This window comes from Paenibacillus sp. RC21, from assembly GCF_044907935.1.
Taxonomy (GTDB): Bacteria; Bacillota; Bacilli; order Paenibacillales; family Paenibacillaceae; genus Paenibacillus; species Paenibacillus terrae_A.
In genome coordinates this window covers 25,817-41,954 of record NZ_JBIYCS010000002.1, presented here as the reverse complement: position 1 = coordinate 41,954, position 16,138 = coordinate 25,817, and the positions used below count along the sequence as shown (strand labels likewise).

17 protein-coding genes are annotated in these 16,138 nt (G+C 46.9%); all 17 read left to right on the top strand.

Going from position 1 to position 16,138, the window contains the following annotated elements; all coding sequences use genetic code 11:
• Positions 1 to 213: 213 nt before the first annotated feature.
• The 17 genes from ABIA61_RS05340 to ABIA61_RS05260 all read left to right on the top strand — a co-directional run bounded on the left by ABIA61_RS05340 (position 214) and on the right by ABIA61_RS05260 (position 16,026).
• The gene (locus ABIA61_RS05340; protein ID WP_404580437.1) at positions 214 to 1,020 is read left to right on the top strand and encodes a TIGR01457 family HAD-type hydrolase; all 807 of its coding nucleotides are present in this window, start codon (positions 214 to 216) and stop codon (positions 1,018 to 1,020) included.
• Positions 1,021 to 1,093: 73 nt separating this feature from the next.
• Positions 1,094 to 1,912 carry an Fpg/Nei family DNA glycosylase gene (locus ABIA61_RS05335; RefSeq protein ID WP_283652107.1) on the top strand — a complete coding sequence of 273 codons (819 nt, stop codon included), beginning with the start codon at positions 1,094 to 1,096 and terminating at the stop codon, positions 1,910 to 1,912.
• Positions 1,902 to 2,750, top strand: a complete 849-nt coding sequence (locus ABIA61_RS05330; protein WP_283656277.1) for a deoxyribonuclease IV — start codon at positions 1,902 to 1,904, stop codon at positions 2,748 to 2,750. The genes ABIA61_RS05335 and ABIA61_RS05330 overlap by 11 nt, the downstream gene beginning before the upstream one ends.
• Positions 2,751 to 2,823: 73 nt before the next feature.
• Positions 2,824 to 3,162 (top strand): cyclic-phosphate processing receiver domain-containing protein, encoded by a 339-nt coding sequence (locus ABIA61_RS05325; RefSeq protein ID WP_283652106.1) that lies wholly within the window; start codon positions 2,824 to 2,826, stop codon positions 3,160 to 3,162.
• A complete protein-coding gene (locus ABIA61_RS05320) occupies positions 3,159 to 3,473 on the top strand; it encodes a thioredoxin family protein (RefSeq protein WP_283652105.1) in 315 nt (104 codons plus the stop codon). Before ABIA61_RS05325 ends, ABIA61_RS05320 begins: the two co-directional genes overlap by 4 nt.
• Positions 3,470 to 4,243: an ABC transporter ATP-binding protein gene (locus ABIA61_RS05315; protein WP_404580436.1), complete on the top strand. Its 774-nt coding sequence runs from the start codon at positions 3,470 to 3,472 to the stop codon at positions 4,241 to 4,243. Before ABIA61_RS05320 ends, ABIA61_RS05315 begins: the two co-directional genes overlap by 4 nt.
• Positions 4,176 to 5,324, top strand: a complete 1,149-nt coding sequence (locus ABIA61_RS05310) for a 23S rRNA (cytidine(2498)-2'-O)-methyltransferase RlmM (RefSeq protein ID WP_404580435.1) — start codon at positions 4,176 to 4,178, stop codon at positions 5,322 to 5,324. The genes ABIA61_RS05315 and ABIA61_RS05310 overlap by 68 nt, the downstream gene beginning before the upstream one ends.
• 185 nt (positions 5,325 to 5,509) lie before the next feature.
• Positions 5,510 to 7,003 carry a serine/threonine protein kinase gene (locus tag ABIA61_RS05305; RefSeq protein WP_283652103.1) on the top strand — a complete coding sequence of 498 codons (1,494 nt, stop codon included), beginning with the start codon at positions 5,510 to 5,512 and terminating at the stop codon, positions 7,001 to 7,003.
• A gap of 38 nt (positions 7,004 to 7,041) precedes the next feature.
• Positions 7,042 to 8,028 (top strand): SAF domain-containing protein, encoded by a 987-nt coding sequence (locus tag ABIA61_RS05300; RefSeq protein WP_404580434.1) that lies wholly within the window; start codon positions 7,042 to 7,044, stop codon positions 8,026 to 8,028.
• Between the two features lie 22 nt (positions 8,029 to 8,050).
• Positions 8,051 to 8,764 carry a hypothetical protein gene (locus tag ABIA61_RS05295; protein ID WP_283652101.1) on the top strand — a complete coding sequence of 238 codons (714 nt, stop codon included), beginning with the start codon at positions 8,051 to 8,053 and terminating at the stop codon, positions 8,762 to 8,764.
• Positions 8,761 to 9,618, top strand: coding sequence for a hypothetical protein (locus ABIA61_RS05290; RefSeq protein WP_404580432.1), 858 nt, complete (start codon positions 8,761 to 8,763; stop codon positions 9,616 to 9,618). The genes ABIA61_RS05295 and ABIA61_RS05290 overlap by 4 nt, the downstream gene beginning before the upstream one ends.
• On the top strand, positions 9,619 to 11,454 hold the full coding sequence (locus ABIA61_RS05285) for an ATPase, T2SS/T4P/T4SS family (protein ID WP_283652099.1): 1,836 nt from the start codon (positions 9,619 to 9,621) through the stop codon (positions 11,452 to 11,454).
• Entirely contained in the window at positions 11,444 to 13,528 is a 2,085-nt protein-coding gene (locus ABIA61_RS05280) for a hypothetical protein (RefSeq protein ID WP_404580430.1), read from the top strand. The genes ABIA61_RS05285 and ABIA61_RS05280 overlap by 11 nt, the downstream gene beginning before the upstream one ends.
• A 49-nt stretch (positions 13,529 to 13,577) precedes the next feature.
• The gene (locus tag ABIA61_RS05275) at positions 13,578 to 14,057 is read left to right on the top strand and encodes a hypothetical protein (RefSeq protein ID WP_014281476.1); all 480 of its coding nucleotides are present in this window, start codon (positions 13,578 to 13,580) and stop codon (positions 14,055 to 14,057) included.
• A gap of 41 nt (positions 14,058 to 14,098) precedes the next feature.
• Complete coding sequence (locus ABIA61_RS05270) at positions 14,099 to 14,494, top strand: hypothetical protein (RefSeq protein WP_404580429.1); 396 nt, start codon at positions 14,099 to 14,101, stop codon at positions 14,492 to 14,494.
• A 1-nt stretch (position 14,495) separates the two neighbouring features.
• Positions 14,496 to 15,050 (top strand): hypothetical protein, encoded by a 555-nt coding sequence (locus ABIA61_RS05265; RefSeq protein ID WP_283652096.1) that lies wholly within the window; start codon positions 14,496 to 14,498, stop codon positions 15,048 to 15,050.
• A complete protein-coding gene (locus tag ABIA61_RS05260) occupies positions 15,037 to 16,026 on the top strand; it encodes a hypothetical protein (RefSeq protein WP_404580427.1) in 990 nt (329 codons plus the stop codon). Before ABIA61_RS05265 ends, ABIA61_RS05260 begins: the two co-directional genes overlap by 14 nt.
• The last annotated feature ends 112 nt before the right edge of the window (positions 16,027 to 16,138 follow it).

The following is a 16,138-nucleotide window of genomic DNA, read 5'->3' as shown; positions in this document are numbered from 1 at the left end:
GGAAAGCGACGGCTTTTAGCGAGGAATGGCACTATTTTGCACGGTTTACCAGCAATTCATGGACTTCATATGTATTTTTGACTTAAGATAGATAAGATGGAATGGAAGGGCCGACTTATTTTATGACCTGAATGATTAAGGTGGTTAAATAAGAAGGTGAACATCATTCATGGGATGAATTATAATTTCAATGTTATGATGAATTGATTTGAAGTGCGGGAGGGAATTACGATAAAATCGTTACTGATTGATCTGGATGGAACATTGTATCATGGGGACCGGATGATCAAGGGTGCGGATCTGCTCATATCCCAATTGCGCACGAACCAGATACCTTACGCTTATGTTACGAACAATGCTTCACGCACACCCGAGTCGGTGGCTGAGCATTTGGTAAGTATGGGAATTGAAGCGGTTAGTGATGAAGTATGTACTTCGGCGCTGGCAGCTGCACAATATGTTGCACAGCAAGGTCCTGGAGCACGAGTATACTGTATTGGTGAAACGGGATTACGTCAGGCGCTTACGGATGCCGGATTGCAGCTTGTGGAGGATCACCCTGATTATGTGGTGCAGGGGATAGATCGCCAATTTACATATGATAAGCTGGTTGCTGCCATGCGATGGATTCAGGAAGGAGCCACTTTTATTTTGACAAACCCGGATCTCCAATTACCTTCACAAGATGGACTTACGCCGGGGGCAGGAACGATTGGAGCTGCGATTGAGGCGGCATCACAGGTAAAGCCCGTCGTCATCGGCAAGCCTTCAAGCGTGTTAATGAACTATGCGCTGGATCGCTTGAACATTAGAGCGGATGAAGCTCTGGTTGTGGGCGATAATATGCTTACCGATATTGCGGCAGGTGCGGCGGCAGGTTGCAAAACAGCTCTGATTCTATCGGGTGTTTCGACCCGCGCTAATATGGACGGACATATGCGTGCCGTTGGAGTAAAACCTGACCTGATTTTCGACAATCTGGATGAATTGCAGGATTGGCTCCAGGAAGAGTTTAAGTAATAGTAAATATACATTTTAAAAAAATCTGCAAGAATCAAAAGTGATTTGCAGCTACGAAAGGAAAGATGTTGACATGCCGGAACTTCCTGAGATGGAGAACTACAGAACGCTATTGTCAAAACAAATTTTGGACATTCCGATTACCGGAGTGACGGTTAACCGTGTGAAATCCATTAATACCGATGTGGAAACGTTTGAGAAGCAATTGCTGGGAACTACCGTTGTATATATGGAGCGTCGAGGCAAGCACTTGATTTTTCATCTGAACACGGGCGGGCGGCTAGTGCTGCATCTGATGCTGGGAGGACTGTTGTATCTGGGAACGGAGGAGCAGCGTCCTGATCGCACGGTTCAAATTGAACTGGATTTTAGTGGAGTAAAGCTTTATTTTATCGGTCTGCGCTTGGGTTACCTGCACTTGCTGACGGCTAAAGAAACAGAAGAGGCGATGTCTGACCTCGGACCTGATCCGCTGGATCGTCGTATGACATTAGAAAAGTTCACAGCACGTCTAAAGGGACGTCGGGGTATTTTGAAAACAACGCTGGTGAATCAGCATGTTTTTTCCGGTATCGGCAATTGTTATTCGGACGAAATTGCTTATATCGCCGGATTTACACCAGGTTCCAAAGTACAAAACATCGTACAATCGCCAGAAAAAGTGGAAAAGCTGTATCATGCTACGCAATCCGTGCTTCGTGAAGCTACTGCGGAAGGCGGTTATATGGAAATGCCTCTGATGGAGGGGGATACGCTAACGGGCGGCTTTGATCATCAGTGTCGGGTGTATGACCGTGAGGGAGAAGAATCTCCAAATGGCGGGAAAATTGTGAGGGTTGAGCTGGCGGGAAAAAAAGCATTTTATTGCCCGGTACAGCAGCATGATGCCTAAACTGCTGATCGGCTCTCATGTTAGTACGCGAGGTGGTTTTTCCAAAGCCGCTGTACGTGCACGAGAGCAGGGTGGACGTTCTTTTCAATATTTTCCGAAAAACCCGCGTAGTCTTAGGCTGAAGGAATGGAATGCTGCTGATGCGGCTGTTTGCAAAGCTTACTGTGAAAAGCATGAAATCCAATCTATTGGCCACTCGCCATATCCTGTTAATCCAGCTCACGGGCGCGAACGCGGGCAGGAGCTTTATGAGCTGACAGTTGCTTCATTGCGAAACGATCTGGATATCGCTGAAGCCTGTGGCTCAAAGGGGACTGTCGTTCATTTTGGGCATACCCATGCGTCTGATCCGCTGGAGGGCTATCGAAATATCATTGGTTGTCTTGATGATGTGCTGGAAGGATGGCTGGGAAAGGCTAAAATACTGATTGAAAATCAGGCAGGGGATCACGGCCCGATGGGAACCACGTTGGAGGAAATGGTGCAAATTCGCCAGTTGTGTCAATATCCTGATAGCATTGGCTTTTGTCTGGATACCTGTCATGCGTATGCAGCAGGATTGTGGAACGGTGGACGTGATGAGGCGTTGATCGAAAAAGGGGATCGTCTGGGCTATTGGCCAGCCCTGTGCGGAGTTCATTTGAACGATTCCAAATACCCGTATGGCTCAAGAAAAGACAGACATGCGCGTGTTGCGCAGGGATGTATTGGTCTGGAGGGTATGCGTTGGATGACGGAACAGGAGCCTGTAAGGGGCATTCCAGTCGTTTTGGAAAGTGAAACGGGACATGATGGGACCCATCGCGAAGATATTCAATTAATCCTAAGCTGGCAGTAATACAGTTTGGCGGATGTTCTTCATCTTTAAGGCTTAGGAAGCTTGCATCCTTGGGAAAAAGGAGGAGACGTTAATGCATTTGTTTATGGACGATTATCGGCCTTGTCCTCCGGGCTTTAAGCTGGCAAGGGATGCGGAGGAGTGTTTGTTATTGCTTCATGAATACCCGATTTCGGTGTTATCGCTGGATTATGATTTGGGGCCGGGTCAGCCAACGGGGAAAGATGTGGCTGCTGCCATTGCAGGGAAGCAGTTGTATCCGCGTGAAATTTATTTGCATTCCTCTAGTGCGGAGGGCCGACGAGCCATGTATGAGCTGCTGTATGCCAATAAGCCGGAAGGAGTCACCGTGCATAACGGGCCGATGCCGGAGGAACGCATGCGCGAGATCCAAAAAGAGTCGGAACGATGAAGGAGTTGGGACAAAAGGAGGTGCGTCGCGCCATATGGGAGGGATGCAAGCTGGCATTGTTTGTGTACACTCCCATGTGTGGAACCTGCGCGGCTGCCCGGCGGATGCTGGAAGTGGCAGAGCATTTGCTCCCCGAAGGAGTCGTGGTGCAAAGCAACATTAACTATATTCAAGAACTGGTACAGGAGCACCGGATTTCCAGTGTTCCTGCGCTTCTTTTATATAACGGTGAGAACGGAAGTCCTGAAATCATCTACAAAATGGAATCTGTGGAACACTTGCTGAGCAGGATAAGGAGCGTGGTGGAATGATATCTATGAAGAACATCACATTGCAGCGGGAAGATAGACGAATATTAGACGATGTGAATCTTGAAATACGGGAAAATGAGCACTGGGTCATCCTGGGGCGTAACGGTTCTGGTAAAACAACATTGCTGGAAATGATGACCGGGTATATGTTTCCGAGTCGTGGAACGGTCAAAGTGCTTGGGCAAACATATGGTCAATGTGACGTACGGGAAGTACGCAAGCAGATTGGATATATCAGCCAGACGTTGCTGGAAAAATTGGCTTTAAAAGATCCGGTATGGGAAGTAGTTGCTACTGGAGCGTATGCTTTTTTACGTTTTTATCAGGAGATTCCGACAGAGACAAAGGAAAAAGCCGTATCTCTGCTGGAGGGGATGAATTTAGGTGCGCTGATGAATCATCCGTTGGGTACTTTATCTCAGGGGGAACGCAAAAAGGTAATGCTCGCTCGTTCGTTGATGGCGGAGCCTCGTTTGCTGATTATGGATGAGCCTTGCGCCGGGCTAGATCTATTTGAGCGGGAAAAAATGCTGGTTGAAGTTGATCGGCTTCGCAAGCGGGATTTGTCAGTGGTCTATGTAACCCACCATATTGAGGAGATTGTTCCCCTCTTTACCCATGTGGCACTTATCCGTGATGGCAAGGTGGCAGCAGCCGGACCGAAGAAAGAGGTTTTAACGAAAGAATTGATTATGCACACTTATGAAGTTCCAGTTGAGCTGGATTGGGATGGCGAACGTCCCTGGATTCGGGTGTGCACTGGAGGGTAACGTTATTTTGGAGGAACTATACAAGAGTACAGATGAACAGGGTGGAACCGCTTTGTCATCATCAAGATTTGTTTGCACGGCTAACCATGGGTTTGCACCTTATGCCCAGGAAGAGCTTAGAAGAATGTTTGGCTCGGTGAAAAGCACAATACTTTTACCTGGTGAAATTTTTCTGGCTACATTACCTGCGGATGCAAGTGAGGCTGTGGGAACGATTACGGGTCAGCCGCCAATGTTTTTGCGTCACTTATTTCCTGTGCATTTTCAGGAGGAAGGAACGAACTTGGCTCAGGTGCTGGAACGTTTGGTTTCTTTTATCCGTAACCGCCGAGAACTGATAGATCAGCGCGTTTCTTTGCAGGTGCGCAAAGGAGCTGACAGTAGTTGGGCTGAAAGCGCAGGTGCGCTCAAGCAGGCTTTGAGTGAGCAATTAAGTGATCTTCCTATGGAGCTTACAGTGCAGGGAGCAGAGGTTATTGTGTCCGTTTTTGCGGATACGGATACATGGTATGCAGGTGTGTCGCATCCTCAGGATAATCTATCGGATTGGAGCGGAGGCGCAGTTCGTTTTCAAAAAGAGGACGGGCAAATCTCTCGTGCTAAATTCAAGCTGCTGGAAGCAGAAGCGACGTTTGGCATTGATTTTAGCGCTTTTCATCAAGGACTGGATATCGGGGCGGCGCCGGGGGGGTGGACTTCCTTTTTGCTGGAGCGTGGACTCAAAGTAACGGCGGTTGATCCGGCAAAGATGGAGCCTTCGTTGATGAAGTATGCCAATCTGACTTTTTTGCGTAAAAATGCGAGTGAGGTCAAATTCAAAGAAAATACATTTGATCTGCTGGTCTGTGATATGAGTTGGAGTCCAAAGCAGATGGCAAGGCTTGTCACTGATTTGCTGTATAGTTTACGCAGTGGAGGTACTGCCATCGTAACGGTCAAGCTAATGCATAAAAAGCCTCTGGCGCTTATTCATGATGTGATCGCTTCGTTCGAGCAGTCCGGCATGCAGATCCAGCGGGCCAAGCAGCTATTCCATAACCGGGATGAGATTACACTGTATATGATCAAGTATGGAAAATAATGCTTTACAATCGGTATAGGTGTGCTATATAATAAATCCAAATTGTTCCTTAAAGTATAATAACCACGTTTAAATAAAGGGAAAGCATCCCGCGAACATCGTTTTCATGGTGACATGAAGATTGTGTTTTTGCGGTAGGCTTTCCCTTTTTTGTGTTGTTTGCTTATAGAAAGGAGGCAAGAGAGATGAAAAAACAATCGCATTTGGAATACGGTTCGGTTGTGGGTGAGCGTTACCGGATTGTCCGCACGTTGGGTACGGGAGGGATGAGTAGCGTGTTTATGGCAGAGGATCTGAAGCTGCCAGGTAAGCAATGGGCTGTGAAGGAGTCCGTTGCCGACCCGCAAATGATGAAGCTTGTACGCGCGGAGGCTGAGATGCTGATTTCGCTGAGCCACCCACGATTACCAGGAATTGTTGACTTCTTCGAGCATCCGCCATCTGGGGCGGTATATCTGGTTATGGACTATATTGAAGGAATTACGCTGGAAGCTTATATGAAGGGTTACCAAGGCCATATTCCGCAGGAGCAAATTGTTCCATTAGCTTTGCAGTTGCTGGATGTGCTGGATTACTTGCACACTCGCCAGTCCCCTGTCATCTACCGGGATCTGAAACCAACGAATATTATGCTGACACCGGAAATGGAATTTAAGCTGATTGATTTTGGCATAGCGCGGAGCTATAAGGCTGAGATGAATCAGGATACGGTAAAGCTGGGCACAGTGGGCTTCGCAGCCCCGGAGCAATATGGAGCAGGCCAAACGGATGCCCGCTCAGACTTGTACAGTTTGGGAGCGTTGTTGTTGTATCTCTGTACAGGTGGCAAATTTAGCGAGTGGACGGCCGGAGTAGAAGGATATATTCGTGGAGAATTACCTCGTCATTTGATCCCGGTGATTCGTAAGCTGCTGCGTCATCATCCAGGGGAGCGATTTCAGTCTGCCGGAGAGGTGATTGGGGAGCTTCGACGCAGTGCAGATTTTCAGTCTGCTCAACAAGGAGTGTCCGTTGGCGATGCTTCTATCGAATATGGAGGTACAAGGGTTGTAGCTGTGCTGGGCGTGTCTTCTGGTTCCGGTGCAACGCACACAGCGATTGCGGTGAGCCACTATCTGGCACGAAGGTCCCGTTCAGTGGCTTTGGTCGAACTGCATAGTACAGCCAAAGCATTTGCCCGGCTTCAAGAAGTGGTAGACGGAGTACCCGTTGGGCGAGCGAGTTCAAGTCGGCGCTTTGAGGTAGATGGAGTACATTATTGGCGACAAACATCCCGTGCGGATGTCATTGCGTTACTGGGTGGCTCTTACCAATTTATCGTGCTTGATTTGGGGAGTGGGCAGGACAATGAGCGGCTGGAAGAATTTTTGAGAGCGGATTACCCGCTAGTGGTCGGTTCTGGAGCCGAGTGGAGAATTCAGGATATAGTCGGGCTGTCCCGCTCACTTCAGCGCCACCCACAGCATAAATGGAATTACTGCTTGCCGCTGGCAGCATCGGAGGCTGTGCGCAGGCTACGTAAGGAATTAGATCACGATCAAGTATTTGCTTTACCGTTCCATTCCGATCCATTTGAGCAGGAAGAAGAGATGGATCAGGTGCTGGATGAGATGTTTCGTGGAGCCATTCCCGATACCCGAAAGAAACGCTTCGGATTCCTCAAACGCAGTCACCGCTAGATAAAAGGTTTATATCAAAAAGGCAGGGGAGAAGTTGTGTGTCCAAACTAAGAAAAAGCAGTAAGCAAAAGCTTTACGCCGGTTGTATTGGTGCGGGTATTGTTGGCGTTGTCTTCGCGAGCTACCTTATAATTAACACCCATCAATTAAATGATGTCAGGAAACAGGCCGAAGCAGAGGCAGCACAAAAATGGAAAGGTTATGAGCAAGAACAACGAACCGCGAAAAAGGGGTGGGTTGTTGTTCGTGACATTTCTCCGGGTGAACAGATTACACCTAGTGATCTGAAGGGAATCACGGTTCCTGGCTCTCAGGCTCCAGCCAATTTGGTTGCGGGTAAGAATGAAGCTTCCGGCGCCACGGCTAAAATTGAACTGAAAAAAGGGTCCGTACTTACATCAGCTATGATTACCGCCGATGAACCCACTCCTAAAGACCTGCGTAACCGGGAGCTGAAGGTGGTGGTCCTCCCAAATAGCCTGAAAGCAGGAGACGAAGTGGATATCCGCATTCAATTTCCAACGGGTCAGGATTATATTTTGCTATCCAAAAAGCGAATTTCCAAACTGGAAGGTCCGATCATCTGGGTTACTTTGAATGAGCAGGAGATATTATCGCTTTCGAGCGGAATTGTTGATGCCTATCTGCATAAAGCATCTATCTATGCATTAACGTATGTCGATCCGCAGTTCCAGCCGAAGGCGATCCCGACCTATCCACCCAATTTGAAGGTGTTAGAGTTAATGAACAGTGATTCTAATTTGATCCGCGTTGCTGAACAAAAGCTGTCCAAGCAGTTGCGGGAGTCTCTTGAAAATGCAATTAGTGCATCAAACAATGTAATATCGACACCTATAGAGAGAAGCCTGAGTGAGGAAGTTGCAGCACAGCATGCGGGAGCGAATGCAGATGGATCTTCGAGCGAGCGTACAAATACAGGGGACGGATATGGAAACGGGCAGGATGCCAAAGAACAAGCAGATATCTTAACGCAGAGCGGTAGCTCTGATCCATATGGTAAATAAATCAAAGAAAAGGGACAAACGTATGAAAACTTGGATATTTGCCGGGCTATGTGATAAAAGCGATACCTTGTTATACATCAGCAGTATATTGGCAGCATCCGGTCAACAGGTATTAATTGTGGATGCAACGCTGCGAGGACAGTATCGATACAGCATAGGGATGCTCGACAAACCACTTCCCATTGTGCAGTTTGGCGATTTTGATGTCGCCACGGGTTTTACATCTTGGGATGATCTGCATATCGCTATGATGGCTGATCGGAAAGCAGGTTTGACTTATGACATTGTTATTCTGGATGTAGAGTCACCTGATTTCTGCCCCGTATCTGTTTGGCAAGAGGCAGAACAGCGGGTTTGGGTCAGTGACTATAGCCGGATGCTAATGGACAACGGACAGGTGTGGCTTGAGCATTTGTTTAGTCAACCTGAATTTCCGAAGAATCTTGTATTTCACAAGTTATTTATACAGGCTGTAGATTGTGGCGTGGAGGAGCCGTATTTGTGGGAATACATGAACCGCTTTCCGGCCTCTTGGCAGCAGGAGCCGTATATACTGCCATGGGATGAAGGGCATCTTGCCCTGAAACTGGAAAATGAGCACAAACAACAGCTCAAGCTTAAGCCATTGTCCAGAGTGTACAAGAAAGAGCTGAGTCGTTGTATTGGAGAATTAATGGGTTGGGAACCCAAAGAGAGCCGTCGTGCGTTAAAGCATGCGGAGAGGAGGAAAGCATGAGTACCATTTTGTTTTGGAGTCCGGTTAAGGGAGCAAGTGGAAGCAGTTCCATGGCGGCTGCCATAGCCGTCACCATAGGTAATCTTTATAGAGGACGACTGCTGCTGACCCATTTGGGGCGCAGACATACCGGTATAGAGTCGGGATTTCCTATACAAGAACATCGTATGGACGATCCAAGCTTACGGCTTCAGGAGGGAGGTTGGGATGCTCTTGCACGATTAGCTCTGCGAGGGACATTGTCCAGAGAAAATATTCGTAATTATACGACGCCTGTACTGGAGCAGACTCTCGATGTGCTTGAGGGAACCTCAAGCATTGGAGCCGCTCCGCCCCTGTTATCCTCTGCTCTTGTAAGAGCAGTGATGGATACGGCGGATCAATATTATGATTTGACGCTGGTTGATGCAGGGAGTGGAGCAGTATGGGGAGCTGTACAGCATGAAGCATGTGTGCGATCCAAGCTGGCGGTTCTTTCGCTAACTCAAAATATGAGGGAGCTGGATGCCTACTTTGAATCTGTGTCTCCATTATCTACTTACTCGGAATTGCCGCTATTGATCGTGCTTGGGAAATATGATGTGCATTCTCAAGCAAATGTGACGAATATTCGCAGGAGGTATGGCTACAAGGGTGCACTCCATACTGTTCCTTATAGCACCGAATTTATGGATGCGTGGAACCGCAGAGACGTGATAGGTCATGTGCAGCGGGATGTACGAAGCGGGAAAGAGAAGGACCGTAAGCTTTTTATGCCAGTGGGATGGGCACAGAGCATACGGCAGATTAGCAAGGCTATTCTGGAGGCGGCAGAGTCCGATCTTCGGCTCAAGGCTTTGGAGAGGGGCGCTTAAATGCTGTCCCCTCAAATGATCAACGGGCTAATTCTTACATGCATCATTCTGTTGTGTATCATACTGGTTATCGTTAAATACCGAGGGAGCCTTCGCTTGCGGTATTCAACTATTCGAGTAGCTCCAGAGAGTGAAGATGTCACATTGGAGACGCTGATGGAGTATATCAAAAATGCGCTGCATGAGCTAAGTCATAGCCAGATGGCGGATGCTGGATTACATGAAGAGGAATACAGGCGACGTATCCATCAAAGGGCCGAACTGCGCAGGGCGTTAAAGGACTGTGCCAATGGCAGTAGTGGAGACAAACGTTTTGTTAAAAATTTGATGGCTGAGCTGCTGATTAACGGTTACGGCTTGAACGAAAAGATCGTCGATAGTGTTATGCCATTCTCCAGACCGGAGCTGTTTAGCGTACAGGATCAATTCGAAATTGTATTTTACCAATATCAGCAAAAGTTTGGTGTTGATGCTCTTTCACGCTTACTCGATACTTATGATTTGGCGGAAATGAGATATTCGCAGCAAGGTGAAGAGGATGGAAGCTATCATATTACAGCGGAGGATATTCGCTATATCTATTACTGTGAGCATCGCCCTCTCTCCTTTCTGGAGAAGGTAGATATTATTGTACAGCGGATTTATCAGCAATACAAAGGCTTTTCCGTCATTGATGATATTCGTGACCAGCGGATCGACGGTGTCAGTGGGGGCGTTAGCGGTGTACCGGAAGGCGGAATGCCTGTATCGGCGGAGTGGCCTTCTGATCACTATACATCCGAACAAACATTTGAACCGATAGCAAATGGCTATGAGAGCGTGTGGATTTTTTATAAAGGCAAGACCATTCACCTTTCGTTCCTTTCCTTCGGTTCAGAGCGGGAGCTTAAAAGGGTGTGCCAAAATATTTACAAATACAACTACCCCGGACAGCTTTCCGAAGCAAATGGGTATAAGGTGAACGAAATGAAGGATGGGTCACGGGTTGTTGTGGTACGACCTCCTTTTTCAGAATCGTGGGCTTTCTTTGTTCGTAAATTTGATATTCAAAGCGCATCGCTTGAGCAATTAATTAAGGGAGAAAATGCTGAGTTTCCGATACAGTTACTTTCTTATTTAATGAAAGGCAGCCGGATCACAGCAATCACCGGAGCGCAAGGTTCAGGTAAAACGACGCTTCTGATGGCGATGGTCAAGCATATTTACGCTTCGTATACGCTTCGTGTGCAGGAAATGGCCTTTGAACTGCATCTGCGTAGCATTTACAGCCGCCGTAACATTCTGACCTTTCGGGAAACGGATCATATTTCAGGGCAACAAGGGCTCGATTTGCAGAAAAAGACAGATGGAACCGTCAATATCCTTGGTGAAGTAGCGAGTGACGAAGTAGCCGCATGGATGATTCAAATGTCGCAGGTTGCCAGTCTGTTCACCATTTTTACCCATCATGCCAAAACCTTTCGCGATCTTGTGTTCTCTCTTCGTAATTCACTGCTTAAAACAGGAGTGTTTCAGCATGAAGGTATTGCTGAGGAACAGGTCGTTCATGTCATTAACTTTGATGTGCATCTCAAGCGTGATGCTGAGGGACGGCGATATATTGAACGGATTACGGAATGTGTGCCGCACGATTCCGATCATATAGATTCAGGCTCCAACTCTGCGTCGAGTTATAGCTATCGTCATGTTATGGAATATCGGAATGGGAGATACATCGCGATGGAGCCCCTGACTGTCAAAAGCACAGAAGAAATGTGTGAACAGATGAACGTCAAGGATGCCGGAGATTTTCACAGATTCCTGACTCGCTATTGGGAGGAAGCCTATGAGTCTTAAAGTAATGTTACTGTGGGTTTTGCTCATTTCGGGTGGGGGCTTTGCGCTTCTCTATGTGACTTTGTGGTGGTTGCGCAAGCGTAATGGTCATGCAATCCGCAGAGGGCGAATTCATTCTGTGCGAGAGGGACGGAAGGGAAAAGCAGTGCTGCAACGGCAAATGCAATCTGGAATGCACAAGTTGTATACACTAGGCATGAGATTCCCTGTTACATCCGGGTATATCACGAGTGTACGCAAGCGATTATCCGGTTTGCACGCTTACGATGAATATAAGCTTCGCCTTGAGACGATGAAAATGACGCTGTTCATCTGGGTGGCTTTTGCTTGTAGCGGCGTTGTGTTGCTTATGATGAAACCGGGGCTAGAGTTTGCCGTACTGGCTCTGTTATGCGGAGTGGTGATTAACAGTCTCATTTTGGATATGACGATTAGCCGGATGGAAAAAAGGCTGCTTGCACAGATGATCGAATTGTTCGCCAATGTACGCCATCATTATCATCAGCACGGCATGGTGGAAGAGGCAATATCCGAGGCGGCCGATTTGGCAGGGGCTGAGGCTGGAAGGCATGCGCGACTTATTCATGAGGCGCTGACGGACGCTGATCCGCACGAAGCGCTGGAAAGATACTATGAGTCCGCTCCTAATCGGTTTTTAAAAGCATTTGCCGGTATTTCATATATGGTAATGGAGTTTGGTGACCGGATTGAAGAGGGAGGCTCCATTTATTTAAAGGGACTTGGCAGTCTTGCGCGCGAAATCCAACTGGAACTGCTGCGGAGAAATAAACTGGACTACCTGCTCAAAAGTTTAAATGTGATCGCACTTGCACCTGTTTTTTTTACAATGCCAATCGAAAGATGGGCAAGGTCCAGCTTTCCATCTATGGATGAGTTTTATCAGGGGAAATGGGGCTTTATCACAAAATTGTCCGTCTATATTGTAATTATTGTATCTTACTTCCTGCTACAAAAGCTGCAACAGACTGACGAGACTGGATATCGTGCGGGCAAAGGACGGCGGGTCTGGGAGCAAAAGCTGTACCGTTTGCCCATTATTCGTAATGTGGTGGATGCTTTAATTCCGCAGCAGCATATGCCCTCTTATTTCCAACTGACCCGGCTGCTAAAGGAAAGCGGTGCAGAGGTCAAGCTGGAGTGGCTGTACATACGCAGAATCACTCTTTTTATCGCAGGCTTGGTGCTCAGCATTAGTACGGTATTTATATTACATGAAGCTGAGAAAACACATATTCTTCACGCTCCGGTTCAATCGGGCCAAATGTTTGGACGTTTGAGTCCGGTGGAGGAAAAAGAAGCTTTAAAGCAGAGTGAGATTGACCGCAAAATGATGCATGCGCTAAATATGAGGGCGGACAGCACCTATGAGCAGACGTACGCAGCGCTGGAGCACGTTTATGGTGGCAGAAAAACTCCGGAGCAGCTTTCAGAAAATACGCGTCGTATTCTGCAAAAGCTGGGAGCGTGGAACGCGGAATACATCAAGTGGTGGGAAGTGCTGATTAGTTTGGTTGCCGGGTATGTAGCCTATCAGATGCCTATGCTCTTGTTGTATTTGCAGCGAAAAATGCGGCGCTTGGATATGAGGCATGAGGTTTACCAGTTTCAGACGGTCATTTCAATTTTGCGAGCCATGGAACGAATGTCTGTTGAGGAAATATTGGAATGGCTGAACCGATTTTCGGTTATTTTCAAAAGACCTTTACAAAAATGCTTGCTTCATTATGAGCACGGGCCTGAGGCAGCACTTGACTTGTTGAAAGAAGAAGCGCCACTCCCCGAATTTCAACGCTTGGTGGACAAGCTGCATCTGTCTTTGGGCAAAATTACGATTCGCGAGGCCTTCGACGATTTGGATTCCCATATGTCTTACTATTTTGAACAAAGAAAACAGGAGTATGAAAAAATTATAGACAGCAAGGCCATCTGGGGAAGGATGATCGGTTTTGCTCCGATGTACGGTCTTATCTTTTTATATTTGGTCATCCCTTTGATCGGTATGAGCTTTGTCCAAATGGATAGCTATTACGAGCAAATACAAAAAATTCAGTAAGTAGTTCTATTTCGACTATTACGATATCACAGCTAAGGAGAGAAAAATAATGAATAACGCATCAACAGCCTTAAAAGTAGCTGCTGGCATATTTTTGACCATTGCACTGATCACAATTGTAGTTATTTTGTTTATTTCGGCACAGGAGGCAACCAAAACGGCACAAAACAATTTTGCCGATATCCAGACCGAGTTGTCTCAAGCCTCTTTTACGGTATATGACGGTACAACGATCAGTGGGTCCCAAGTGACCAATGCGCTGCGGAAGTTTCAAGGTAAGGACCAATTCGGAATTCAGATTAAAACCGGAAAAAACATGACGGGTCAGTGGTATGGTAATGCTCTGAACATTAGCCCAGACAGTGAACAGTATGGAGCGGTGAATGGTGGAAGTGATAAGACAGGAAAAATAACGAATACACTGAATGAGAAAGAAAACGAATACGTAAATCCAAGTGGTAAATTCAAGGCGGAAATCGTCAAGGATAAATCGAATGTTGTACGCGGGCTATTGTTCACCCAATCCTAAGCACCACAGTAAGGATATCAATTGTAAGGGAGATGGGTAGCATGTCTGATCACGCTTCAAGTATGCTGCGGCTTGGTGTGTCAGTTACGCTGTTTATAACCGCATGTGCAGCGGCAGCAGAGTTGTCCAGTCAGATGGGCACTACACTGGAATTAAGATCGCAGCAGGAGGAACATTCCGAGGGGCGTATCAATCGTACTTTAGAGGTGAGTATGCCAGAACGGGTCAAAGGAACTCAAGTTATGCAGGCAATTCGTATGAACTTGCAGGAAGGCATTCCTGTTCAAGTCGATGGTACAGTGTACGATATGTATTCTGAACCGTTCGAGCCCGATGTATCAGCCCTCGATGCTTCCTCTTTATATTCCATGCATCCACAGCGTGATCAGTATGGAGATATACAATCCATACGTTTTGAGAAATTGGGGGAGGACTGAAGTGGTTCAATCTATATCCAAGCTGTTGGGGGCACTGCTCGCTGTATTGCTCTTGTACATAGTGCCCGCAGCTCAAGCCGCTGAACGACAGGACGATATATCCGGGTTAAATACGTATCATTCAACAGTACGTTTTGTTGATATGGTGAGAACCAAGGGATATATTACACCGACGATGTATAACGATTTTATGCGTGAGCTAGAGCTGACGGGTAATACGTATGAGGTTGAATTGGAGCATATGCACAAAAAATATGTACCGGACTATGCAGATGCGGCGAGGCCGGATAGCTTTCTCGGCTACTATTCCTCCGTATATGACGGTTACTATAACCCGCAAATCTTGCCTGTACTGTTTCCAGACAATCAGCAGCCAAAGTCAGATCAAACACGTCGGTATACCATAATGTCAGGAGATTATTTTACAGTGCGGGTGCACAATACGAATCGCACTCCTGCGGACTTGTACAAATCATGGCTTCTTGGTGGGGCAGATAGCGGCAAACCGGCGGTTACAGCTTCTTACGGGGGCATGGTTCTGAATGAAGATTACTGATTTTGCAGTTATATTTATCCTGCTGTTTTTGCCCTTTGGCGTAGTTAGTGACCTGCGGGTGCAGAATCAGCGCGAAGTACAACAACTGGAAATGAAATATACCTCGGCCCTCCGTACCGCAGTTCAGGATGCTGGTGTCGTGCTTTCACAGAATGAGCGTCAGGAACGAGAGGCTGGGTATGGCTCGGACAAGTTTTTTCGTGTAGATAAAGAAGAAGCGCTGCACACGTTCCTGCATACCCTTTTTCTTAACATGGGAATTGATGGGGATACAGTGGCACAACGTGCACTATTGGATTATATGCCTGCTCTTATGGTTCTGGACTATGACGGCTATTATGCATTTGCTTCCGTATCTTACACAGATGAGCATGGACAAGCTGTCCAGGGACCCAAATGGAGTGAAAAAAAACCTTATGCCTACGTTGATTCAGTAGGTAACAGTGTTGGATTTACTTTGGACAATTATGTACATGCCTATGATGCTCGGAATCACAGGTGGGTAGAGGGCTTTCAGAAGGAACTTCAGGGACAGACAACGATCTCGTTGCTTAATGACCCGGAAGCTTTTGAGCAAGTACGACGTTCTACCATTGTCCACAGCATTCAGGAGGATCTGGGCCGACTCATTAATCTCCATAACGAAAAGGCAGCACATAATGGTGTATCCTATACTTTCACGCTACCGCTCATCTCGCAAGAGGAATGGTATAACACGGTAGATGATGTGGGGCTGATGGCGTTTATCCAGGGAATTCCGGTTGGAGATAGGTACTATAATAACTATGGGTTTGGTGGCGGAAGAGTCGTGAGGAAGCAAGCCATGATCGGCGGCGTAGAGCCGGATACCGGAATGAAATATTTTTACAGAGATTCTTGTCCAGCTCCATTTAAAGCGACAGAGCGTTTTACGGATGAAAAATCTGCGGCGGCCGCAGGGTATTTTGAATATAAATGTTATAATGAATATAAATAAATCTTTAAACAATCTTTAAATAAATCACTCCTACGAGTGGTTTTTCTTTTTTTATAAGCAGACAATATCAAAATCCTTCAAATTCACCCATTTTCAATATTCCGATAAGGCT